At 64.7% G+C, this 23,109-nt stretch carries 16 protein-coding genes and 1 other annotated feature; of the genes, 11 read left to right on the top strand and 5 right to left on the bottom strand.

What is annotated here, in order from left to right; all coding sequences use genetic code 11:
* Positions 1 to 95 precede the first annotated feature (95 nt).
* Positions 96 to 1,130 carry a KpsF/GutQ family sugar-phosphate isomerase gene (locus tag ACZ1JV_RS06940; RefSeq protein WP_465148940.1) on the top strand — a complete coding sequence of 345 codons (1,035 nt, stop codon included), beginning with the start codon at positions 96 to 98 and terminating at the stop codon, positions 1,128 to 1,130.
* Positions 1,131 to 1,374: 244 nt separating this feature from the next.
* On the opposite strand, the gene kdsA is transcribed toward ACZ1JV_RS06940, so the two are convergent.
* From kdsA to ACZ1JV_RS06915, 5 genes are all read right to left on the bottom strand, one after another.
* Complete coding sequence (kdsA, locus tag ACZ1JV_RS06935) at positions 1,375 to 2,163, bottom strand: 3-deoxy-8-phosphooctulonate synthase (RefSeq protein ID WP_465149789.1); 789 nt, start codon at positions 2,161 to 2,163, stop codon at positions 1,375 to 1,377.
* Between the two features lie 183 nt (positions 2,164 to 2,346).
* On the bottom strand, positions 2,347 to 4,824 hold the full coding sequence (locus ACZ1JV_RS06930) for an EAL domain-containing protein (RefSeq protein WP_465148939.1): 2,478 nt from the start codon (positions 4,822 to 4,824) through the stop codon (positions 2,347 to 2,349).
* Between the two features lie 199 nt (positions 4,825 to 5,023).
* Entirely contained in the window at positions 5,024 to 6,634 is a 1,611-nt protein-coding gene (locus ACZ1JV_RS06925) for a peptidase dimerization domain-containing protein (protein WP_465148938.1), read from the bottom strand.
* 11 nt (positions 6,635 to 6,645) lie between these two features.
* Positions 6,646 to 8,268 (bottom strand): amidohydrolase, encoded by a 1,623-nt coding sequence (locus ACZ1JV_RS06920; protein ID WP_465148937.1) that lies wholly within the window; start codon positions 8,266 to 8,268, stop codon positions 6,646 to 6,648.
* A gap of 25 nt (positions 8,269 to 8,293) precedes the next feature.
* Positions 8,294 to 11,164, bottom strand: a complete 2,871-nt coding sequence (locus tag ACZ1JV_RS06915) for a TonB-dependent receptor plug domain-containing protein (RefSeq protein WP_465148936.1) — start codon at positions 11,162 to 11,164, stop codon at positions 8,294 to 8,296.
* Between the two features lie 700 nt (positions 11,165 to 11,864).
* Between ACZ1JV_RS06915 and ACZ1JV_RS06910 the strand changes: the two genes are divergently transcribed.
* The 10 genes from ACZ1JV_RS06910 to ACZ1JV_RS06865 all read left to right on the top strand — a co-directional run bounded on the left by ACZ1JV_RS06910 (position 11,865) and on the right by ACZ1JV_RS06865 (position 23,068).
* On the top strand, positions 11,865 to 14,333 hold the full coding sequence (locus ACZ1JV_RS06910) for a zinc-dependent metalloprotease (protein ID WP_465148935.1): 2,469 nt from the start codon (positions 11,865 to 11,867) through the stop codon (positions 14,331 to 14,333).
* A gap of 48 nt (positions 14,334 to 14,381) precedes the next feature.
* Positions 14,382 to 14,957 (top strand): Lrp/AsnC family transcriptional regulator, encoded by a 576-nt coding sequence (locus tag ACZ1JV_RS06905; protein WP_465139466.1) that lies wholly within the window; start codon positions 14,382 to 14,384, stop codon positions 14,955 to 14,957.
* A 23-nt stretch (positions 14,958 to 14,980) separates the two neighbouring features.
* Positions 14,981 to 16,246 (top strand): FAS1-like dehydratase domain-containing protein, encoded by a 1,266-nt coding sequence (locus ACZ1JV_RS06900; protein ID WP_465148934.1) that lies wholly within the window; start codon positions 14,981 to 14,983, stop codon positions 16,244 to 16,246.
* Between the two features lie 216 nt (positions 16,247 to 16,462).
* A complete protein-coding gene (locus tag ACZ1JV_RS06895; RefSeq protein WP_465148933.1) occupies positions 16,463 to 17,458 on the top strand; it encodes a zinc-dependent alcohol dehydrogenase family protein in 996 nt (331 codons plus the stop codon).
* Positions 17,459 to 17,493: 35 nt separating this feature from the next.
* Positions 17,494 to 18,036, top strand: a complete 543-nt coding sequence (locus ACZ1JV_RS06890) for a nuclear transport factor 2 family protein (protein ID WP_465148932.1) — start codon at positions 17,494 to 17,496, stop codon at positions 18,034 to 18,036.
* The gene (locus tag ACZ1JV_RS06885) at positions 18,033 to 18,929 is read left to right on the top strand and encodes an SDR family NAD(P)-dependent oxidoreductase (RefSeq protein ID WP_465148931.1); all 897 of its coding nucleotides are present in this window, start codon (positions 18,033 to 18,035) and stop codon (positions 18,927 to 18,929) included. The genes ACZ1JV_RS06890 and ACZ1JV_RS06885 overlap by 4 nt, the downstream gene beginning before the upstream one ends.
* Positions 18,919 to 19,485: a nuclear transport factor 2 family protein gene (locus ACZ1JV_RS06880; protein ID WP_465148930.1), complete on the top strand. Its 567-nt coding sequence runs from the start codon at positions 18,919 to 18,921 to the stop codon at positions 19,483 to 19,485. Before ACZ1JV_RS06885 ends, ACZ1JV_RS06880 begins: the two co-directional genes overlap by 11 nt.
* Positions 19,486 to 19,490: 5 nt before the next feature.
* Positions 19,491 to 20,393, top strand: coding sequence for an SDR family NAD(P)-dependent oxidoreductase (locus tag ACZ1JV_RS06875; RefSeq protein ID WP_465148929.1), 903 nt, complete (start codon positions 19,491 to 19,493; stop codon positions 20,391 to 20,393).
* A complete protein-coding gene (locus ACZ1JV_RS06870) occupies positions 20,383 to 21,438 on the top strand; it encodes an AraC family transcriptional regulator (protein ID WP_465148928.1) in 1,056 nt (351 codons plus the stop codon). The genes ACZ1JV_RS06875 and ACZ1JV_RS06870 overlap by 11 nt, the downstream gene beginning before the upstream one ends.
* A gap of 14 nt (positions 21,439 to 21,452) precedes the next feature.
* Positions 21,453 to 21,508, top strand: a sequence feature (sul1 is cis-regulatory element that is thought to sense ions involved in sulfur or methionine metabolism; They are found in Alphaproteobacteria).
* A 72-nt stretch (positions 21,509 to 21,580) separates the two neighbouring features.
* Positions 21,581 to 23,068, top strand: a complete 1,488-nt coding sequence (locus ACZ1JV_RS06865) for a SulP family inorganic anion transporter (protein ID WP_465148927.1) — start codon at positions 21,581 to 21,583, stop codon at positions 23,066 to 23,068.
* Positions 23,069 to 23,109: the final 41 nt, after the last annotated feature.

Raw genomic sequence — 23,109 nt, 5'->3', positions numbered from 1 at the left:
TGGCTGACGCACCCTCTTTTATTTCTTATTTTTTGCAGGCCTTTTGCGGGGACCGAAATTCTTATCTTCCTTTGAAACGTAAAGGGGAGTTCATTTTGGCATCTTCAGTGGTCCTGAAGGCCGTAGGGGCAAGCGATAGGGTTCTGGCGAGGGCGCGCGATGTCATCCGCATCGAGGCGCGAACGCTCGATCATCTGGCTGCGTCGCTCGACCGGAATTTCGTTTCAGCCTGCGAACTTCTGGGGCTCGCAACCGGCCGCATCGTGGTCGCTGGCATCGGCAAATCCGGCCATGTCGGGCGCAAGATCGCAGCGACGTTGGCGGCAACGGGTTCACCCGCGATCTACCTTCACCCCGGCGAAGCGGCCCATGGCGATCTGGGCATGGTCGTGGAGGGCGACGTCATCCTGGCGCTGTCCAATTCGGGCAATACCGCCGAATTTCAGGTGCTGTACGATCACGCCGAACGGCGCGGCATCCCCGTGGTGGGTTTCACTTCCGGCGCCGGCTCGATGGTGGAGCGCCGCTCGACCGTTTGCGTGCTGATGCCGCTGGCGAAGGAGGCCTGCACTTCGAACATCGCACCTACCAGTTCCACCGCGCAGCAACTGGCGCTGGGCGATGCGCTGGCCATGGTACTGATGGATGCCAGCGGCTTCTCCCGCGATGGCTTCAAGGAACTGCACCCCGGCGGGACGATCGGCTTACGCCTCGCCTCGGTGGGGGAACTGATGCACGGGCAGGACAAGCTGCCGCTGGTCGATCTGGACCTGCCGATGGAAGAAGTCATCTCGCAGATGACCTCCATGGGGTTCGGCATTGCCGGGGTGGTCGATGCGGCGGGGCGATTGGTGGGCATCATCACCGATGGCGACTTGCGCCGTCATTTCCGTGCGCTGGATCAGCTTTGCGCGCGCGACGTGATGACGCGGCGGCCGAAAGTGGTGCGCACCGGCATGATGGCCGAAGATGCGCTGCGCTTCCTGAACGATACCAAGATTTCCTGCGCCTTCGTCATCGCCGACGACGAGGAGCGCTGCATAAGCGTGGTGGAGGAAGGTTTTGCGACCGGAAACCAGCTTCCGGTCGGTATCATCCACTTGCACGACTTCCTGCGCATAGGCCTTTGACGCCCACAACGGTGCTTGCGTCAAAGGCCTGAGAGACCGTTTGAAAATTCGCGAAATGCGAATTTTGCGGCACCGGCCCTCTCCCCCACCCTACTACCCGCAGGATACTACCGATGGGTGGTAGGCCCCCTCAGCGAAAAGGTCCCCCGGACCTTTTCGTGTTCTTCGGAACGGGAGAGGGCCGGTGCCGCCTCAAAAATGCCCCTGCGGGCATTTTTCAAACGGACTCTGAGATGGCCCCGCGTTAGTCGATTTCCAGCGCCGGGAACTGCTTCACCAGCCGGTCGATCGCCTGCATCTGTTCGAGGTAGGGCCTCAGCTTGTCGAGCGGCAGCGCGCAGGGCCCGTCGCAAAGGGCCTTGTCCGGGTCTGGGTGCGCTTCCAGAAACAGTCCGGCGATCCCCACCGCCATGCCGGATCGGGCCAACACGGCTGCCTGCGTGCGCCGGCCATCGGCACTCGATTCTCGGCCGCCCGGACGCTGCAGCGCGTGGGTCGCGTCGAAGACGACGGGGGCCATGGCCTTCATTTCGTCCATGCCCAGCATGTCGACCACCAGGTTGTTGTAGCCGAAAGCACTGCCGCGCTCGCACAGCAAGATCTGGTCGTTGCCGGCTTCCTCGCACTTGCGGATGATGTGCCGCATTTCGTGCGGGGCGAGGAATTGCGGCTTCTTGACGTTGATCACCTTGCCGGTGCGGGCCAGCGCGACGACGAGATCGGTCTGGCGCGCAAGGAAGGCCGGAAGCTGGAGGATGTCCGCCACCTGCGCGACGGCGTCTGCCTGGTAAGGCTCGTGAACGTCGGTGAGCACGGGCACGCCGAAACGTTCGCGCACTTCGGCCAGCACTTCCAGACCGGCTTCCAGGCCGGGGCCCCGGAATGAATTGATAGACGAGCGGTTCGCCTTGTCGAAACTGGCCTTGAACACATAGGGGATGCCGAGTTCGCCGGTCAGCCGCGCGAATTCCCCGGCGACTTCCAGCACGATGTCGCGGCCTTCGATGACGTTCATGCCGCCGATCAGCACCATCGGGCGATCGTTGGCGAAAGTGACGCCTTGGGCAAGGCTGACGGCAGTGGGCAAGGGCGCTTCCTCGTCTGGCGGGCAGGGCTGCCCGGAGCATGGTCTATCCGGCTCTCAGCAACCGCGCGGCGATGGTGTCAAGCCCGGAGCACCTCGCCGGTGTGGACGCCGCCATCAGGCCGCAGCCTTTTACGACAGGCTGCCGGCGTCCAATTCCAGCTCGTTCAGGTTCACGCCGTTCAGGCTGACTACGGCCTGTCCCAGGCTAGGCGCGGATTGCGGCCGTCCGAACAGGAAGCCCTGCACCTGATCGCACCCTTCCGCCTGGAGGAGATCGACATGCGAATGCGTCTCCACGCCCTCGGCCAATACCGGAACGTCCAGACTGCGGCCCAGGGCCAGAACCGCGCGGATGATTGCGCGTGCCTGCGGCCGTTCGTCGGACCCGGTGACGAAGGACTTGTCGATCTTGATCTTGTCGAACGGGAACGAGTTCAGCGTGTCGAGCGACGAATAGCCGGTGCCGAAATCGTCGATGGCGATGCTGACGCCCATGCTCTTCAGCTTGCGCAGGATATGCAGGGCCCGGACCTTGTCACCGATGATCGCGGTTTCGGTGATCTCCAGTTCGAGCCTGCGGGGCGAGAGGCCCGTTTCCACCAGAATGCCGGCAACGATCTCGGGCAAGTTCGCCTGACCCAGTTGAACGGCGGAAAGGTTCACCGCCACCATCTGGTGATCGGGCCAGCGGGCAGCTTCCCGGCAGGCTTCGCGAAGAACCCACTCGCCGATCGCGAAAATCTCGCCCGTCTCCTCGGCAATGGGGATGAAGTCGCATGGGGTGACCAGACCGCGAACCGGATGCTGCCAACGCACCAGCGCTTCGTAGCCGTTGATGCACTCATCCTTCAGCGAGCGCTGGACCTGATAGAGGATCACCAGTTCGTTACGTTCGGCGGCACCGCGCAGGTCAGCCGCCATCTGGCGGCGATGGCGTGCGCTTTCGTCCATGCCCTTTTCGTAATAGCAGATGCGCTCGCCCAGGTTGTCCTTGGCGCGGTACATCGCAAGGTCGGCGTTGTTGCACAGCTGCTCGCGGTCCTGCCCGTCGTCCGGATAGGCGGCGACGCCGAGGCTGGCCTTGATGACGAAATCGCCGGCGGCCGATGCTGTCGCGCCGTTGAAGCATGAGGCGACGCGGTGGACGAAGTCCGCCAGTTCGTGCGTTTCGCGGAACAGGATGGTGGCGGCGAATTCGTCCCCGCCAAGCCGGGCAGCCCCTTCGCCTTCCTGCAGGGCCCCGCTTAGTGCGGTTGCCACGGCCCGAAGCGCCTCGTCCCCTGCGGCGTGTCCGCGTGAATCGTTGATTTCCTTGAAACCGTCGAGGTCCAGGACGACAAGGCCCAGCCGTTCTCCGGAATGGGCGGCGATCGCTATCGACCGGTCTACCAGGGCATTGAACTTGCTGCGGTTCGGCAGGCCGGTAAGGCCATCGTGCAAGGCAAGATGCTGGATATGGGCTTCGGTCTTCCGCTGCTCGGTAATGTCGTCGAAGGTCGAAACCCAGCCGCCATCGGGCAGGGGGCGGGAACGGACCGAGACGATGAAGTCTTCGTATTCCGAAACGTCCGGCGCGTGGGTGCGGCCTTCCAGCGCGGCTTCCAGATTGTGCAGAACCTTCGTGACCCGGTGGTCCAGTTCGCCGGCCGGCGCACGCTTGCCGATGGCGACGCGGGCCATCTCGCGCATGGTCATGCCCACCTGCATTTCGTGCGGGGCCATGTGGTACATCTCGACGAAGCGCTGGTTCCACAGGATCAGCCGGCCGTCGGCACCGAACAGGCACAGGCCCTGGTGCATGTTCTCCAGCGCCATGTCGAGCCGGCGGCCCACGAGTTCGACGCGTTCGCGGTTGAGACGCTCGGAGTTGCGGCGGGTGATTTCTGCACGGCGACTGACCATCGCCGCAGTAGCCGCTATACCCAAAGTGCAGGCAGCGACGACGAAGACCCACAGCGACATCGCGCGGGGGGACATCATCGTTTCCGGCGAAAACTCGGTACGCGAGGGGATCAGGGAGATCGCGGTCATGCCGGTGAAGTGCAGCAGCACGACGGCAAGCGTCATCAGCCCCGCCGCAGCGGCCCCGGTTCGCAAGGTCTGCCCTTTTAGAGCAAGCGGAATGGCCAGAAGCAGCGGCGCGATCGCAAGCACCAGCGAGGCCGCCACATAGCCCTGATTCCAGCGGATCACCGCCGGCATTTCCAGCGCGGCCATGCCCACGTAATGCATGGTCGCCACCCCGCCGCCCATCAACGCTGCGCCGAGGGCGATGCCGACACGGGTATTGAATTGGGAGGCCAGGACAAGCGCGGCGATCGAGGTAGCCAGCACGATGGCCAGCGATGCCACTGTTCCCGCCAGGTCGTAGCCGAAGACGAAGCCCGGATTGTAACCCAGCATGGCAATGAAATGGGTTGCCCAGATGCCCAGGCCGGCCACGAGCCCCGCCGTTGCCAGCCATCCGATGCGCCCGTGCCCGTGCGACCAGCGGACCTGCCGGCATAGTCTGACGGTCCCGACCGTAGACAGCACGCAGACCAGCGCTGCCAGCAGGACGAGGGGCGAATCATGTTCGTCGCGAATGCAATGCAGAATGGGAAGCATTTGACTTTCTTGGGAATTTGCGACCTTCCCGAACTATACTCCGGGTAATTCCGGTAGAATTGGTTAACCGGCAGGAAATTTCCAGTCGAAACGCCAGCGATGCTGCGGAGATTTGGGGGAAAAGGCCGGCCGGGGCAGTCTGTCGGGTGGATGGCCCCGGCCGGTCGGCGCTGGTGAAGGTCAGCGCGCGCAGGTTTCGTTACTGGCCATCATATTTCGCAGCGTCGTAATCGATGCCGAGCTGCTTCAGATAGCTGTCGTACTTCTTGGGATCGTAGTACCGGGCCTGCATCAGCGGCCGCATTTCCTGCATGGTGCGGGCATTGCGGTCGATCGCGGGCATGTCCGTCGGCGCGATCAGCGGGTCGTACTTCTGGTCCTTCAACTGAACGTCGTGGAACCAGGCCTTGGCATCGGTGATGATCTGGGGCGTGGTCATGAGATCCAGCACCGTCATCGCCACCGCCTTGGCGCCGACAACGGTGCCCTTGTGCGCGATCGGCGTGGCCATCGCCATCGCGGCGGTGGCGTGGTGGAAGATCACGTTGGGGATGTTGGCGGGGTACTGGATGGTGACGGTGGGCACCGTCCACATGACATCGCCGATATCGTCCGACGCGCCGAACCCGACCTTGCCGCGCAGTTCCGGCGTGGAGAGCGGCGCGACCTTGTCGGGCAGCGGTTCCACCTTCAGCTTGTTGTGGGTCTGCACCGCCTTGGTGAAGGCCTGATCGGCGGCAGACCACTGCGGCATGCCGACCGTTTCGATATTGGCGTAAAGCGCCTCTGCCAGCGGGCGGTTGGCATAGTTGGGCGCGGCAAAGCCCAGCACCTTGCGGGTGACGGTGGTGCCGGTGCCCAATGCGGCCGCATCGGCGATGGTGTTGCCGGTTTCGTAGAGCGTGCGCAGGGATGCGAAGTCATGTTCGCGGAAATAGTACCAGTCCACCGCCTTGTCGGGCACGACGTTGGGCTGGCCGCCGCCATTGACGATCACGTTGTGCGACCGCTGGCTGACCGGCAGGTGTTCGCGCCGGAAGTTCCACATGACGTCCATCACCTCCACCCCGTCGAGCGCGCTGCGCCCGTCCCACGGCATCGCGGCGGAGTGGGCGGTCTTGCCCTTGAACTGGTATTCGACCGAGATCATGCCGTTGAGGCCAAGGTCGCCCCAGCCGGTGCCGAACCCGGTGCCGACATGCGCGAAGATGGAGGCGTCCACGTCCTTGAACACGCCCGCGCGCACGTAATAGGCCTTGGTGCCCAGCAGTTCCTCGGCCACGCCGGGCCAGAGCATCAGGCGGCCGGGAATGTGGTGCTTCGTCATCACCTGCTTGGTGGCGATGGCAGCGGCGACCATAAGCGGCATGCCGGAATTGTGCCCTTCGCCGTGCCCCGGCGCGCCTTCGGTCAGTGGCTTAAGGTCGGGCGTGCCGGGCGTCTGCGAGACGCCGAGCAGACCGTCGATATCGCTGCCCAGCGCGATTTTCGGGCCGCCGCTGCCCCACGATGCCGTGAAGGCGGTGGGCACGCCGGCAATGCCGCGCTGGATCGTGAAGCCATTCTTTTCGAGGATGCCGATCAGATATTCGCTGGTCCGCTGCTCCTGAAAGCCGGGTTCGGCGAAGCTGAAGATCTCATCCACCATGACCTGGATCTGCTTGCGCTGCACCTCGACCGCGTCGGCGACCTCCTTCTTCAGCGCGGGATCGGCCGCCGCCGAGGCGGGGGCGGGCGCAAGCGCCGCCCCCGCGAGAGCCCCACCTAGGAGGGACAGAGCGACACCGAGGGCTCTCTTATGCCTGTTCATGATGGTCGCCCTCACTTCTTCGCCGCAGGGGCAGGGGCAGGGGCGCCGGGGGCGGTCAGGGTCGGGTACTTGATGCCGAGCTGGTCAAGGTACGTATCGTACTTCTTCGGATCGTAGTAATACTTCTCCATCTGCGGGCGGTAGAGGTCCATGGCGCGCTTGTTCAGCCAGATCGCGGGGCCCTCGTTCTCGTTGAGGATCGGGTCGTACTTCGCCGTCTTTGCCTGAACGTCGGTGAAGTAGGTCTTGGCATCGGTGATGAGCTGCGGCGTCGTCATCAGGTCCAGCACCGTCATCGCCACGGCCTTGGCGCCGGCTTCCACGCCCTTGTGCGCGATCGGGGTCGCCATCGCGAAGGCGGAGGTGGCGTTGTGGCCGATCATGTTGGGGATGTTGGAGGGGTAGCGGATGGTGATCGTCGGCACCGCCCACATGATGTCGCCCACGTCGTCCGACCCGCCGCCGATGGAGCGTTCGCGGTTTTCGGGGGTGGAGAGTTCCGCCACTTCGGCCTTCAGCGGTTCCACCTTGCGATCGTTCAACGTTTGCGCGGCTTTGGCGAAGGCCTGATCGTCGGCGCTCCACTGCGGCATGCCCACCGCCTTGATATTGGCATAGGCGGCCTCCGCCAGCGGCTTGTTGCCGAAGTTGGGGGCGGCATAGCCGAGGATGCGGTGGGTGACGGTGGTGCCGGTGCCCATCGCGGCGGCATCGGCGATGGTGTTGCCGGTTTCGTAGAGTGAACGGATCGTCTCGAACGTACGGTCGCGGAAGTAGTACCAGATGCTGGCCTTGTCCGGCACCACGTTGGGCTGGCCGCCGCCATTGGTGATGACCATGTGCGAGCGCTGCGTCACCGGCAGATGCTCCCGCCGGAAATTCCACATGACGTCCATCACCTCGGCGCCGTCGAGCGCGCTGCGGCCTTCCCAGGGCATGCCGGCGGAGTGTGCGGTCTTGCCCTTGAAGTCGTATTCGACGGAGACCATGCCGTTGGCGCCCATCTCGCCGTACCCGGTCGAGAAATCGGAACTGACGTGGGCGAAGATCGTCGCGTCCACATCCTTGAACAACCCGGCCTTCACGTAATAGGCCTTGGTGGCGAGCAGTTCCTCGGCCACGCCCGGCCAGAGCATGAGCTGGCCCTGGATATTGTGGCGGATCATCACTTTCTTCACCGCCAGGGCGGCGGCGACCATCAGCGGCATGCCGGAGTTATGGCCCTCGCCATGCCCCGGCGCGCCTTCGACCATCGGCATCAGCACCGGAACGCCCGGCATTTGCGAGACGCCCAGCACGTCGTCGATATCGCTGCCCAATGCGATCTTCGGGCCGCCCTTGCCCCATGTCGCGGTGAAGGCGGTGGGAATGCCGGCGACGCCGCGCGTCACCGTGAAACCGTTCTTTTCAAGGATGCCGGTCAGGTATTCGCTGGTCCGAACCTCCTGAAAGCCGGGTTCGGCATAGCTGAAGATCTGGTCTACCATGACCTGGATCTGCTTGCGCTGGGCGGCGACCTCGGCCTCCACTTCATCCTTCAGCGCCTTGGGCGCTTCGGCATGGGCGGCGGGGGCCAAGGCCATCGCGGACGAGGCGAGCGCCATGGCGGCGATCGTGCGGGTGAACTTGCGCATTATCCTGATACTCCTCTCGCGACCCTTAGAACTCTACCTTGGCGGCAATGCGGAACGTGCGGCCCACCACTTCGTAACGGCTGCGGTTGGTCTGGGCGTAGGCGGGCACGTTGTTGCCGTCCGGCCCGTTGCCGACCAGCACCGGATCCTTGTTCAGCATGTTGTTGACGATGAAGGTCAGGTGCCCGGTGCCGTTCAGGGCGGGGAACTTGAAGTCCACCGAGGCGTCGAAATAGACGGCGCCGTCGATGTGGTTGTCGTTGATCGTGCGGTACTGGGTGGTGCTGGCCGGGCAGTCGGTGGTGCACTCGATCCAGTCGTTGCCGTAAACGCCATTGGTGAAGCCGCGGGCGACGAGGTTGAAGGTCATCGGATCGATGTCGTAGAACGCGCTGACGCGGTAGACCCAGTCGGGCGAGGCATAAGTGCCGCCCGCCAGCACCCCGGCATAGTCGATGGGGAAGCTGATGCCATCATCCACCACGTTCTTGATGTAGTGCGTGGCTTGCCCGTGCAGGCGGAAGCGGCCGGGCCCGATCGGGAAGGCGTAGCTGGCCTCGATATCGAAGCCGCTGGTCTTCTGCTTCGCGAAGTTGATCGGCATCAGGTCGATCGTGCTGAGCGCGCCGTTCACGAAGTGGATGTTGTCGCAATAGGGCGTGATGCCCTCGTCATAGCAGAGATCCACGGTCTGCTGGGCGGTGATCGATCCGATCGCCTTGTCGATCTTGATGTCGTAATAGTCGAAAGAGGCGCTGAAGCCGGGCAGGAAGCCGGGGGTGAAGACGCCGCCCACCGTCCAGGAATCCGCCACTTCGGGCTTCAGGTTGCGATTGCCGAAGGCGTTCTGGACGAACTGCTGCGATCCGGTGACCGGGGTTCCGGCATCGTCGGGAATGATGACGGTGTTGGTGCGCGCGGTGCCGGCGGCGAACAGTTCCTCAAGGTTGGGCGCGCGAATGTCGTGGCTGATATTGCCGCGCAGGCGCACCGCGTCTACCACCTGCCAGTTGGCGCCCACCTTCCAGGTGCCGACCCAGCCCGAGGTGGAGTAATGCGTGCCGCGCGCGGCGGCGTTGACGTTCAGCCCGTCGATGATCGGCACGTCTACTTCCAGGAAGCCTTCGTAGACGTCGTACTTGCCCTTGTTGACCTTGTAGTTCCCGTAGAGCCAGCCGGAAGTGTAGAGGTCGTCTACCGAGCCGTTGATCTGCTCGCGCCGCCATTCCACGCCGGTCGCGACCGAAAGGTTGCCGGCGGGCAGGGCAAAGAGCGGGCCGCTGATCGTCGCGGCGGCCACGTCCTGCTTGATGGTCTGGTGGCGCAGCGGCTGCTGGCCGTTGTAGAAGATGTAGTCCAGCGCTTCCTGCGAAGGGCCATCGGTGCCGAGGCGGTCGATGGGAACGCAGCCGTTGCCGGGGTTGGTCAGGGTGGAGCGGCAGACGATGCTGCCGTCCGCCGCGAACACCGCGTCCTGCGCATCGGCCATGCGGGCGTTGTTCCAGGTGTTGACCAGCGCCTCGCGGCTCTTGGTCACGCCCTTCTGGTAATAGGCGTCCCAGTTCATCGAATTGCCGAACAGGCCCACACTGCCCTTGGCGCCGCCGACGAAGCGGAAGACTTCGCGCTTGTTGTCGCTGCCGGGGATCGGGAAACCGGCGTTGGAGGTGCCGATGGTGATCGAGGACAGGCCCTGCGCCGCCATCTGCGCGGCAACGGTGGGGTACTGGCTCAGCAGGTAGGCATTGTCCGCCTTGATGACGACGCCGGTGCTGGGGGTCTGCTGATAGGAACTCGCGCTCTTGGATCGGTTGTACGAGAACTGGCCGAAGATCTCGATATCGGGGGTGACATCGAAGCCGACGCGCTGGAAGGCGCTGATGCGATCATCGAGCGGAACCAGCGTATTGGTGCCGACATGGCCGGCAAGCGTGGTCTGCCAGTCGCCGCCGATCATCCATGGGCTGGAAACGGTGCCGTAAGTCAGCTGGTCCGTCTCGCCCGCGCCCAGGAAATAGGTACCCTTCAGCGGGCCGCTGGTGATGAGGCCGCCCGCCGTATAACCATTGGGGCCGATCCCGCTGGCGACAAGGCGCTGGGGCTGGCCATTGGTGCCGTTGTAGGCGGGGTTGTTGATCTGGAAATAGCCGCTGTCGTTCCAGTCGCGGTTGATTCCTTCCTCCCGCTTCTGGTGGAAGTAGGACAAGTTGGTCAGCATGTGCAGCCGGCCATCGAGCAGCGAGTAGCCGGCCGTGGCGGAAACCCGGTAATTGGGCGCATCGCCGTACGTCGAGATGCCGGTATCGGCGGCCAGCTTCACGCCCTTGTAGCCGGTGTCGAGGATGAAGTTGACGACACCGCCCACCGCGTCCGACCCATAGGCGGCAGAGGCGCCGCCGGTGATGACTTCGACACGCTTCACCAGATCCTGCGGGATCGTGTTGATATCGACCGTGCCGCCCACCGAGGAGGCGACCGAGCGCTGCCCGTCCACCAGCACCAGCGTACGGCCGACGCCAAGCCCGCGCAGGCCGATCGAGTTGATGCCCGCCGCCGCGTTGGACAGGCCGCCCGACTGGGTGCCGGAGGTGCCGCTGCCGGCGATCGCAGGCATCTGGTTCACGAAGTCGGAAATATTGGCGGGCGCCTGCGCGGCGATGTCCGCCTCTCCCAATACGGCGACCGGAGTGGGGGCGTTGTAGCCGTCCCCGACGATGCGGGTGCCGGTGACGACCACTTCATTGGCAGGCTGGGTATCGTCCGTGTGGGCGGCATCCTGGGCCATGGCCGGTGCGGCCAACGCGAACGGCACAGCGACCGAAGCCATGAGCAGCGAACGGCGTGCCCAGGCGCGGGACGAGGAAATCGGCAGCTTGGAACACTGCATCGAGCACATGGCAAAAACCTCCTTCGTGAACCTTCTCGCCGGAAGGCACCCTCGTCCCAGTGAGGTTTGAGAAGGACGAGCCAGATCGGCCGCCGGTTCGCACCGTCGGTCACAGCAAAGGCACCGCCCTCATTTGCGGTGGCCAGCCATGATTTGCTGCCGTATTGCCCCGTTGCCCGCGTTGACCGCGGATGCCCCTTCCGTCTCCACCAGCGCCTTTGGTCGTCTGCCGGAGACAGGTCGATCTTAGCGAGGAACCTTCGCGTGATCCCACGAAAGATGGCACTTTTTTCACACAGTTTTGATAGATGTCATCGCAGATTTCAGGTTTCGCGCAGCAATCGTGCGCCTTGAGTATTACTGGCGTCAGTTTCTGACATGAACATCGTATACTGATTCGGAAATGCAGTGCAGCATCGGCCTTCGCGTGTTCAGGAACGTCATGATTCCGTTCCGTAAGTTTGGATTCCTGCGCACAAATCGGTCATGGCGCCGGATTTCACCGTCATATCCGCGAAATCGCCCGATATGATCGGGGAACCTGCGCGGGCCTTTCTGTTAGTCTGATCGTGCCGGGCCGGGGCGTTCGCCCCCTTCCAAGGCTTGGCATCATGGGGTCGATCACGTGGTTCCGATCGCCTGAGGTTCGCCTGCGGACCTTGGCCGGGGCCTATCCGCAAAAGCCTATCCACCAACAGGGAATCGCCGAATGTCCGTCGCCGTCAGAATCAAGCATGCCCTCGTCCTTGGAGCCGCCGCCACCGGCATGATCGCCCTTATGCCAGCCACCGCGGCCATGGCGGCGCCGGTGCGCGTGGCAGCTTCGCCTGACGGCGCGCTGATGCCGGTTTCCTACGATGCCGAAAAGGGCAAGGTGCTGCTGGTCCTGCCGCCGGCGGACGCGGACGGCGTGGCCGGGCGCTACTTGTTCACGCAGGCGATCAAGACCGGGCTCGGTTCGGCCGATATCCGCATCGATCGCGGCATGCAGGGCGATACCAAGGTGCTGGCGTTCCGCCGCATGGGCAACAAAGTGGCCGCCGTTTTCGAAAACCCGCGCTTCCGTGCGACCGGCGACGCCGAGGTGAACAAGGGCGCACGCGGCAGCTTTCCGTTCAGCACCGTCGCCATGCTCGATGTGGTGGGCGATGCGACGGCGGGCGGATCGGTGACGGTGGACGTCACGCCGCTGCTGATGGCCGATGCCATGGACCTGGCCGGTGCGCTGGCAGAGGGCGGCAAGGGCTACAAACTGTCCGACAAGCTGAGCGCGGTCGATCCGGCGACGAACAAGGTCTTTCCCAAGAACGTCGAGCTGGAAACCGTGCAGACTTTCACGGCAGACACGGCAGGCCGGGAGCTGGAGATCATCGCGCCGGACGGGCGGATGGTCAGCTTCACCGTCCACTCCTCGATCATCGCGCTGCCCGATCCGGGCTTCGTGCCGCGCCGTTTCGACATTCGCTCCGGATCGCATGCGACGCAGATCTACGATTTCGGCACGCCGCTGGGCAGCCCGGTACTGGTCGAATACGCCAATCATTTCCGACTGGAGAAGGTCGATCCCAGCGCCGCGCGGTCGCGTGTGAAAAAGCCTATCGTCTATTACATCGACAGCGCCGCCCCTGAACCGATCCGCAGCGCTTTGGCCGATGGCGTGCGTTGGTGGGCCGATGCCTTCGACGCGGCAGGCTTCCTCGATGCCTTCAAGGTGGAAATCCTGCCGCCTGGCGCCGATCCGCAGGACGTGCGCTACAACATGGTCAACTGGGCGGACCGGCAGAACCGCAGCTGGTCCTACGGCGGCGGCGTGATCGATCCGCGCACGGGAGAGATCATCAAGGGCAACGTCGTGCTGGGTGCGCTGCGCGTGCGGCAGGATGTCGCGATCTTCGAGGGGCTGGTCGGCGCCGCGCAGGACAATACCGGCTCAGGCAACGATCCGGTGGAAGTCTCGCTGGCCCGAATCCGCCAGCTTGGCGCCCACGAAGTCGGCCATTCGCTGGGCTTCGTGCACAACTTCATGGCGAGCCTGCAGAACCGCGCCTCGGTGATGGATTACCCCGGACCGATGGTGAAGATCGCAGACGGCAAGCTCGACCTGTCCGACGCTTATGCCAAGGGTATCGGCACGTGGGACAAGTTCACGATCGACTGGCTCTACGGCCAGCCCGCGCCGGGGGGCGATGCCGATACCGCAGCCGCCGCCAAGGCCGATGCGGCTTACAAGGCGGGCATGCTCTACGGCACCGATATCGATGGGCGCGCGGCCGATCTGGGCCTGCCGGGGGTGAACATGTGGACCGAAGGGCAGGATACGCCGCAAGATCTGGCGCATACGATGGAAGTGCGCCGCATCGCGCTCGGCACGTTCGGCCCGGCCGTGCTCCATGCGGGTGAGCCGCTTGCGGAACTGCGCCGGAAATTCGTGCCGATCTGGCTGTTCCACCGCTATTCGATCGACGCCACGGGCAAGCTGGTCGGCGGCGTTCGCTACGACTACGCCGTGGCGGGTGAGGGCCGCCCGGCACCGACGGCAGTTCCGGCCGGCGAACAGCTGGCCGCCATCGATGCGCTGGTGGGCACGCTCTCGGAAAAGGAACTGACGGTTCCCGCCCCAGTCGCCATGATGCTCTCCAGCGGCACCAGCGCGCGGCCGGATGTGCAGTCGACACGGGAGGTGTTCCAGAGTGCCGGTTCGGCCGTGTTCGACCCACTGGTGGCGGCGGATGTTGCCGCGCAGATCACGCTGGACAGCCTGCTGGCGCCGGCCCGCCTCACGCGCCTGCATATCCAGCATGGCTATGACGCTTCGCAGCCCGGCGTGGGCACCTTGCTGGACAAGCTGCGCCCAGTGATCGCCGCGCATTCCGGCACCGTGGGCCGCCGCATTTCGCAGCGCACGATCCTGGCCATTGCCGGCGTCGCGCGCGATCCGTCGACACCGGCGGATGTCGCGGCAGAACTGGAAGGCTTCCTCAGCGAAATCGGCAAGAGCTTCGGGAAAGCCTCCGCCAATGCCGACGACGGGTATTGGCGGCGCTCGATCGCCGCAATCCTCGGCGATCCGCAGCGTCTGGCCGCCGAACTGGAAAAGGGCCGCCGTCCCCGTCCCGCAATTCCTGCAGGCATGCCTATCGGCGGCGAGACAGGTTGGTTCGACGAACCGGTGGATTGAGACATAATATTGCAATCGACGGTTTGATTTTGGAGAAGATCGGCTAGCATGGCATCGAAAAACGGCAAAAGGTCGCAATCAGCCATGGATAATTCGCACGGCCATAGTGCCTTGCATGGGGCGGGTGACGCCCATGCAAGGCACCACCATCAATTGGACGAAACAGACTACCGGCTGATGCGCGCGCTGGTGACAGAGGGGCGCGCATCGGACGTCTGCCTGGGCGAAAAGGTCCATCTGTCCAGCACCGCCGTCGCGCGGCGGCGCAAGATTTTGGAAGAGTCGGGCTATGTCACCCACTATTCCGCCAATCTGGACGTGCGCGCGCTGGGATACGGCACCCTCGTGGTCGTCTCCATCGAACTCATGTCGCAGGCAGAGAACGTTTTGCAGGACTTCGAACGGGCCGTGCTCCAGAGCCCGTCCATGCGGTTCTGCGCCTTCGTGACCGGCGATACCGACTTCCTGATGATCCTCAATGTCCAGTCGCTGGAAGACTACGACACGATCTACCGCAAGGAACTGTCGTGCCTGCCGCATGTCGCGCGCATCCGCAGCAGCTTCGTGCTGCGGGAAGTGGCCAACCGGCAGATCGCCCCGGCCATCCTCAAGCAGGGGCGCTGATGGGCTGAACTGACGGGGAAACTTTGTCGCGATCGGTCAAGTCCTGCCGATTGCGCCTGCGCCACCATGGCCGCACGCGCAATCGCCTGAAGGAGCAGGGCATGTCGGCCGATGAAGGCACCGTCACCATGGATATCAGCGACGTCGAATGGCGTCTTGGCCACAAGGTGGGCGGCGGGGAGCTGTGGGAACCCTGCAACAAGACCGATATCCGCCGCTGGGTCATGGCGATGGACTATGTGAACCCGCTGCACTGGGACCAGCGTTTCGCGCAGCAGACCAAGTTCGGCGACATCATCGCGCCGCAGTCGATCTGCGTCGCGCTCGATTACGGGCATGGCAACAATCAGGCCTGCGTCGGCCGGATCGAGGGCCAGCACATGATTTTCGGGGGCGAGGAGTGGTGGTGGTACGGCACCCATGTCCGCCCCGGCGACCATCTCAGCCATGAGCGGATCTTCACCGGCTACAAGCTGACCGATACGCGCTTCGCCGGCCCCACCCTGTTCCAGCGCGGCGATACGATCCACCGCAACCAGCGCGGCGATCTGATCGCCAAATCCTGCCCCACAGTGATCCGCTATCTGGCGAAGGAGGCGGAAAAGCGCGGCATGTATGCCTCCAGCGCCGGCGCGCCGCGCAAGTGGACGCCGGCCGAACTGGCAGAAATCGATCAGGTGCGCCGCGACTGGTTCCTCTCCAACCGCGAGGGCAAATCGCCGCATTTCGAGGAAGTCTGGGTGGGGCAGAAACTGCCGCGCCGGGTGATCGGGCCCCACTCGATCGCCAGCTTCACCACCGAATATCGCGCCTTCATCTTCAACATCTGGGGCAGCTTTTACTGGCAGGGGATCGAGGGCGTTCCCGATTGCTGGGTCAATCAGGACATGGGCTGGATCGAAGGGTTCTCGTTCGACGAAGTGGGCGCGATGACCGATCCGCGCCTGCGCGACGGGCTCTACCTCGGCCCCTCTCGCGGGCATATCGACGACGGCCGCGCCAGCGAGATCGGGATGCACCGCGCCTATGGCTACGGCGCGACGATGGCGGCCTGGAATACCGACTACCTTGCGTTCTGGGCCGGTCATGACGGCATGGTGCGCCACGCCAAGAGCGAGTTCCGCGGCCCCGCTTTCGAAGGTGACGTCACCTATATCGAGGGGGAGGTCGTGGAGAAGATCGAGAATTCCGAATGGGGCTTCCCAGTGGTGCGCGTGGAAGTGCGGATGACCGATCAGGACGGCAAGACCGTCGTCACTTCGGTCAACGAGGTGCAATTGCCCTACTGATTGGAGCGCTGCTGCGGGCATCGCTGGGGCGAATGCTCTGGGGTCGCGCATTTTGTCCGGATCGGTCAAGTTTTTGCCGCGTCGGCGCGCCGATGCAGGGAATGCGGCCACGTGAGTCCGGCGCATGGGAGAGGTCCAGATGGTTTGCCCGCAATCGATGCGCAGGGCTGCGGTGTTCGCGCCGGATGCCGTTGAAGCCAGCGCGGAGCCTGCCCAATGAAGGCGATGCGCCTTACGAACGGGCGGTTGGAACTTGTCGACCTGCCTTCCGTATCGCTCCGGCCCGGCGAGGTACGCGTTCGCATGCGCGGCGCGTCGGTCAACTTTCGCGACGGCCTGGTAATCGGCGGCGTGTTTCCCGCTCCGCCCGGACTGATCCCGCTGTCGGATGCGGCCGGCGAAGTGGTGGAAGTGGCAGAGGGCGTCACCGAGCTTGCCCCCGGCGACCGGGTGATCAGCCTGTTCCATCCCAACTGGCGTGACGGTCATGTCGACCGCGCGGAACTGAACAATTCGCCGGGCGGCCGGGCCGATGGCTTCGCCTGCGATGAGGCGGTGCGGCCGGCATCGCACTTCACGCGTGCGCCGGGCAATCTCTCGCTGGTGGAGGCCGCAAGCCTGCCTTGCGCGGCGGTTACCGCGTGGCGCGCAGTGGTCACTGACGGACGCGTCAGCCCCGGCCAGCATGTGCTGGTGCAGGGCACGGGCGGGGTATCGCTGTTCGCGCTGCAGTTCGCCAAGGCGGCCGGAGCGGTGGTCATCGCCATTGGATCGACCCCGGAAAAGCACGAGCGCCTGCTGGAACTGGGTGCCGATCACGTGATCGACCGGCTCGCCACGCCCGAATGGGGCGATGCGGTGCTGGACCTGACGGGCGGGCTGGGCGCCGAGCATGTGATCGAAGTGGGCGGTCCGAACACTCTGGCGCAAAGCTTACGCGCGGCGCGGACCGGCGCGCATGTCGCGATCATCGGCGCGGTTGCGGGGTTCGATGTCGATACCATGCCTTTCGCGGTGGTGCAGGCCAAGCGGCTGTGCCTGCAGGCGGTGACGGTGGGCAGCCGGCGCGATCAGATCGAGATGGTCCGCGCGATCGAGGCGCATGACCTGCATCCCGCGATCGACCGCGTGTTCCCGCTCCACGGTCTGCAGGACGCCATCGCGCACATGCGATCGGGCCGGCAGATCGGCAAGATCTGCATCGAAATGTGAAATTCGGACCTGAAGCCGAAAACGAGAGAGGACGCATGACCCCAGAAATCCAGACCCTGCTCGATCGCGAGGCGATCCGGGATTGCATCGCCCGCCTCGCGCGCGGCGAGGACCGGCGCAGCGCGGACCTGATCCGGTCATGCTGGTGGCCGGAGGCTCGGTTCGACTATGGGGTCCACGCCGGCGATTTCGAAACTTATCTCGCCTGGGTGGTGCCCGGCGCCGATGCGATCAAGGACACGCAGCACCTGATCGGCCAATCGGTCATCGTGCTGGACGGCGATAAGGCGCGCGTCGAAAGCCATGTCTTTTCCTATCACCGCATCGATATGGGCCAAGGGCACAAGGATGGAGATCGCGATACCTGCATCGGCGGGCGCTATCTCGACACGTTCGAGAAGCGCGATGGCGAATGGCGCATCGCAGACCGCGTGATGCTCTACGATTGGGAGCAGGACTGGGGCACTGCTGCCGACTGGGCGAAGGGCGTGATGGGCTATCCCTTCACGGCGGAGCATTTCCCGGGGCGGGCGAAGGGCGATTTCAGCGAGCGCTGGTTCGCCGGAGAGACGGCATGACCGCGCCGCTCGCCGGTAAGGTCGCGCTGGTAACCGGCGCGAGCCGGGGGATCGGCAAGGGCATCGCGCTGGTCCTCGCGGAACAGGGGGCGACCGTCTACGTCACCGGGCGCACGGTGCGGGAGGGGGACTATTACCTGCCCGGAACCGTGGGCGGCACCGCAGCCGAATGCGACACGCGCGGCGCGGAGAGCGGCGGGCGCGGTATTGCCGTCGCTTGCGATCATCGCGACGATGCGGCCGTCGCCGCGCTGTTCGAACGGATCGCGGCCGAGCAGGGCCGGCTCGACATCCTCGTCAACAATGCCTTCTCGCTCTCCGACGATTTGCTGGAGCCCAAGGGGTTTTGGGAAAAGCCGCTCTCCAATCTGGAGATGTGGGATGTGGGCGTCCGCTCCAACTACGTGGCGGCGTGGCACGCCGCGAAGATCATGGCGCCGCAGAAATCGGGGCTGATCGTCGCGATTTCGGGCTTTGCGGCGGTCACTTATACTTATGGCGTGATCTTCGGCACCTCCAAGTCCGCCGTGGACCGCATGGCGCGCGACATGGCGATCGAGCTTGAGCCGCACGGCGTCGCCTCCCTGACGCTGTGGCAGGGGCTGACCTTGACCGAAAAGGCCAAGGATAACCTTGCCAAGATGGGCGACCGGATGACTACCTCCATCACCCAGATGCACGGTAGCAGTGTGGAGCATCCCGGCCGCGTGATCGCCGCACTGGCCGCTGATCCCGAGGTGATGAAGCGCTCGGGCGGGGAGTTCGTCACCGCCGAACTGGCGCAGGAATACGGGCTTACCGATGTGGACGGGCAAGTGATCCAGTCCGCCCGCGCCACACGTGGATCGCCGATCTGGAAACCGATTGCGGAGGTGAACTACCGTGGGAAGTGAAGCCGCACAGGACCGCGCGGCGCGTCTGGACGCGCTGCTGGACAAGCAGGACATCCACGAATGCCTCGCCCGCTTTTCGCGCGGAATGGATCGGTTCGACCGCGACGTCTACCTTTCCGCCTTCTGGGACGATGCCGAAATGGCGGCCGGGCCTTTCGTGGGCTCTGCGGCGGATTGCTGGGACTGGGCGGTACCGATGCACGAGGCGGGGCAGATCGTTACCCACCATGCGCTGCTGCAGACCACCATCGATCTGGACGGCGACAGCGCGCATAGCGAGACCTACTACCAGTTCGTCGGCCGCAATCGGGATGAAAGCCTGTGGATCGCGGGCGGCCGCTACATCGACCGGCTGGAGCGGCGCGGCGGCGAGTGGAAGATCGCGCTGCGCACCAATGTGATCGAGTGGGGCTGCCTGCCTTCGCCGATGCCGATCCCCTTCGCGGATGTGCCCGATATCGCGCTGAACGGCGTTTCCAGCCGCAACCGGGAGGACCCTTCGTATCAGCGCCCGCTCGTCAACCGGCGTGCGCCGCAGAACCCCGCGAAGGCTTGAACGAGATGACGCGCCTTTCGGATGGCCTCTTGGGCAAGGTTGCAGTCGTCACCGGCGCCACGCGCGGCATCGGCAAGGGCATCGCCTGCGCGCTCGCAGAGCATGGGGCGACCGTCTACGTCACCGGCCGGACCACCGGCGCGGGCCAGCACCCTCTACCTGGCACGCTGGCCGAAACGGTGGCGGAGGTGAACGCTCGTGGTGGCCGAGGCATGGCCGTGGCACTCGACCTGAAGGATGACGCGCAGATCGCGGCGCTGTTCGAACAGGTGCGCCGTGACGAGGGGCGGCTCGACCTGCTGGTCAACAACGCCATGGCCATTCCCGATGCGATGACACGGCGCGACGGTTTCTGGGAAAAGCCGTTCAGCGAATGGGAAATCTGGGATACCGGGATGCGCGCCGCCTATATCGCCGCCTGGCACGCGGCACGGATCATGGTGCCGCAGGGTTCGGGCCTGATCGCCGCGCTGTCCGGCTATGTGGGCGTGACCTACACTTACGACGTCGTGTTCGGCACCACCAAGACCGCGACCGACCGGATGATGCGCGACATGGGGCATGAACTGCGCGATACCGGCGTGAGCGCCGTCTCGCTCTGGCAGGGGTTCACATATACGGAGCGGGCGACGGAGAACCTGAAGGCAGTTCCCGGCATGGCCGCCCAACTCAACAGTGCGGCCGGATCCTCGCCCGAGTTTCCCGGCCGGATCATCGCCGCGCTGGCCATGGATCCGGCGGTCAAGGCGCGGTCTGGCGGCACCTTCATCAATGCCGAACTCGCCGCGGAATATGGCGTGACCGACAAGGACGGCCGCACGATCCCCTCCCTGCGGGAAACGCGCGGAAGCCCGCTGTGGTCGGCGGGCGACGCCTCCTGGAACCGGGCCGAGGGGTATGGCGGTTAACGAGCCGGCCTCCGAACCGCTACAGGCGCGGCTGCTGCGGCATTTTCCCAGGCTGGTTCGCAGCCTGGGCGCAGATCCTGCGCCGCTGCTGGCCGGCGTGGGGCTGGATGCAGCCGCTTGCGACCGGGTAGGCGCGGCGACCTGTCATCAGTGGGTGGCCTTGCTCGAACGCGCGGCGGTGGTGCTGGGCAAGCCGGATTTCGGCCTGCTGCTGGCCCGCCAACAGGGCGATTCCGATGTGTTCGGACCGCTGGGCGCGGTAATGCGCAATTCGCGGACTTTGGGTGATGCGCTGAAATACGTAGCTACCCACAATGCCGCGCATAGCCTGGCGGTGCGCGTCTGGATGGGGCGATCGGCATCGGGTGCGCACGTTTTCATGGGGCACGAACTGCTGGGAGAGGACTTGCCCAATCGCAGCCAGGCGATCGAGCAGGCGCTGCTGGCCGGACATTTGGGCGCGGTCGGTCTGACCGGGGGCAGGGCGCGGGTTCGCCGCGTTCACTTCCGGCACGAGGCGCAGTCGCCGCGCGCCACCTATCGGCGACACTTCGGCTGCGACGTCCATTTCTGCCAGAATGAGGACGGCGTGGTCTTCACGCTGGACGATCTGGCGCAACCCATCGTCGCGGCCGATGCCGACGCGCTGGGCGAGGTGGTTCGCCACGTGAACCAGCATTTCGATCGCAAGCGCCCGCCGTTTCACGCCCAGGTGCGCGGCGTGATCATGCAACTGCTGTGGACGGGGAACTGCGCGAACGAGGATGTGGCCCGCGAACTGGGCCTTCATCCCCGCACCTTGCATCGCCGGTTGCACGAGGAAAACTGCGCCTTTCAGGAGATCAAGGACGAAGTTCGCCGCGATTTCATGCTCTATTACCTGCGGCGGACGGACATGCGTTTTTCCCGGATTTCGGAGAAGCTGGGCTTTGCCGAACAGTCCGTGATGTCCCGCTTCGCACGTGCCGCGTTCGGGGCTTCTCCGCGCGAAATCCGGCGCGCTGGAGATGGCACCGGCTTGCAATCCGGCCAATTCAGGGGCTAAGGGAAGGCCATTCGCAAGGACCCGGTGAAATTCCGGGTGGCTATTCCGGCCGCCGATCCGCCGGACAACGCACTTCGCAAGCCTTGATGCCATACCGCGCCGCCCGCGGCCGCCTTGCGATTTTCGCGGACCTTCCTGACTCATGAATGCACCTTCTTTCGCTCGCTATCGCGCCGAGTGGTTCGGCGGCCCCGGCGCTGCCCTGCGCGACCTTCTTGCCGGCCTGGTGGCGACCTTCGCGCTGATCCCGGAAGTCATTGCCTTCTCCTTCGTCGCCGGCGTCGATCCCCAGGTTGGCCTCTTCGCTTCGTTCGTGATCGGCATCGTCATCGCCGTTACCGGCGGCCGCCCGGCGATGATCTCGGGCGCGGCGGGATCGGTGGCGCTGGTCGTGGGCGCGCTGGTTCATGCGCACGGGCTGCAATATCTGCTCGCCGCCACGGTATTGGGTGGATTGCTGCAGGTCGTGTTCGGCCTGCTGCGGCTGGACGTTCTGCTGCGCTTCGTTTCGCGGTCGGTGCGAACGGGCTTCGTCAATGCTCTGGCGATTATGATATTTTCCGCGCAAGTGCCGCAAATACTGGGCGTTACCTGGCATACTTACGCCATGATCGCGCTGGGTCTGGCGATCATCTATCTGGCCCCGCGCATCACCAAAGCGATCCCGTCTCCGCTGATCTGCATCGTCGTGCTGACCGGCATCGCCATGGCATTCCCGATGCCGCTCCACACGGTATCGGATTTGGGGAAGCTGCCATCTTCGCTGCCATCCTTCGCGCTGCCGGTCGTGCCGCTGGATTGGGCAACCCTGCAGGTGATCGCCCCCTATTCGCTGGCGATCGCGGCGGTCGGCTTGCTGGAATCGATGATGACCGCCAGCGTCGTCGATGACTTGACCGAGACGACCAGTTCCAAGGCGCGCGAATGCACTGGGCTTGGCCTTGCCAACATCGCGGCGGGCCTGTTCGGGGGCATCGCCGGATGCGGGATGATCGGGCAGACCGTGGGCAACGTCCGTTATGGCGGGCGCGGGCGGCTGTCGACGATGGCGGCCGGGGTGTTCCTGCTGGTGGTGCTGGTGCCGCTGCGATCATGGGTCGCGCAAGTGCCGGTGGCGGCGTTGGTGGCGATCATGGTCATGGTTTCGGTCAGCACGTTCTCATGGGGTTCGCTGCGCGATCTGGGCCGCCATCCCAAGGTTTCCGGTGCGGTGATGCTGGCAACCGTGGTGGTCACGGTCGCCACGCACGATCTTGCTGCCGGCGTGGTCGTGGGCGTGCTGCTGAGCGGGGTGTTCTTCGCGTTCAAGGTTACGCGGATGATGGACGTCTCGGCCAGCTACGATGCCGTCAGCGACACGCGCATCTACAGGGTTTCCGGGCAGATATTCTTCGCCAGCGCAGACATTTTTGCCGATCGTTTCGACCTTTCAGACAGCGCCCGCCGCGTGCAGATCGATCTGACCAATGCGCACTTGTGGGACATTACCGCCGTCGGCGCGCTGGAAGATGTGGTGGCCAAGCTGCGCCGCCATGGCATTGCCGTAGAGCTTTTAGGGCTGAACGAGGCGAGCGCCATATTGGTCGACCGGCACGCCCCGCTGGTTCGCGGAGAGCCGGTTTCGGCCTGATTTCGCAGAAGCGTCCCCCAGATGTGACAGGGAATGCCGCA

The sequence above is a fragment of the Novosphingobium sp. BL-S-19 genome (assembly GCF_055521675.1).
The sequence above is the reverse complement of the archived record's forward strand: the minus strand, read 5'-3'. Positions and strand labels throughout refer to the sequence as shown.

What these genes read in the sequence shown, in the direction of transcription:
- kdsA (WP_465149789.1), bottom strand. Translation starts at nt 2,163, where the DNA reads ATGGTGCTGATCGGCGGCATGAACGTCATCGAAGGCCGCGACATCGTG.
- ACZ1JV_RS06930 (WP_465148939.1), bottom strand. Translation starts at nt 4,824, where the DNA reads ATGCTTCCCATTCTGCATTGCATTCGCGACGAACATGATTCGCCCCTC.
- ACZ1JV_RS06925 (WP_465148938.1), bottom strand. Translation starts at nt 6,634, where the DNA reads ATGAACAGGCATAAGAGAGCCCTCGGTGTCGCTCTGTCCCTCCTAGGT.
- ACZ1JV_RS06920 (WP_465148937.1), bottom strand. Translation starts at nt 8,268, where the DNA reads ATGCGCAAGTTCACCCGCACGATCGCCGCCATGGCGCTCGCCTCGTCC.
- ACZ1JV_RS06915 (WP_465148936.1), bottom strand. Translation starts at nt 11,164, where the DNA reads ATGTGCTCGATGCAGTGTTCCAAGCTGCCGATTTCCTCGTCCCGCGCC.
- ACZ1JV_RS06910 (WP_465148935.1), top strand. Translation starts at nt 11,865, where the DNA reads ATGTCCGTCGCCGTCAGAATCAAGCATGCCCTCGTCCTTGGAGCCGCC.
- ACZ1JV_RS06905 (WP_465139466.1), top strand. Translation starts at nt 14,382, where the DNA reads ATGGCATCGAAAAACGGCAAAAGGTCGCAATCAGCCATGGATAATTCG.
- ACZ1JV_RS06895 (WP_465148933.1), top strand. Translation starts at nt 16,463, where the DNA reads ATGAAGGCGATGCGCCTTACGAACGGGCGGTTGGAACTTGTCGACCTG.
- ACZ1JV_RS06890 (WP_465148932.1), top strand. Translation starts at nt 17,494, where the DNA reads ATGACCCCAGAAATCCAGACCCTGCTCGATCGCGAGGCGATCCGGGAT.
- ACZ1JV_RS06885 (WP_465148931.1), top strand. Translation starts at nt 18,033, where the DNA reads ATGACCGCGCCGCTCGCCGGTAAGGTCGCGCTGGTAACCGGCGCGAGC.
- ACZ1JV_RS06875 (WP_465148929.1), top strand. Translation starts at nt 19,491, where the DNA reads ATGACGCGCCTTTCGGATGGCCTCTTGGGCAAGGTTGCAGTCGTCACC.
- ACZ1JV_RS06870 (WP_465148928.1), top strand. Translation starts at nt 20,383, where the DNA reads ATGGCGGTTAACGAGCCGGCCTCCGAACCGCTACAGGCGCGGCTGCTG.
- ACZ1JV_RS06865 (WP_465148927.1), top strand. Translation starts at nt 21,581, where the DNA reads ATGAATGCACCTTCTTTCGCTCGCTATCGCGCCGAGTGGTTCGGCGGC.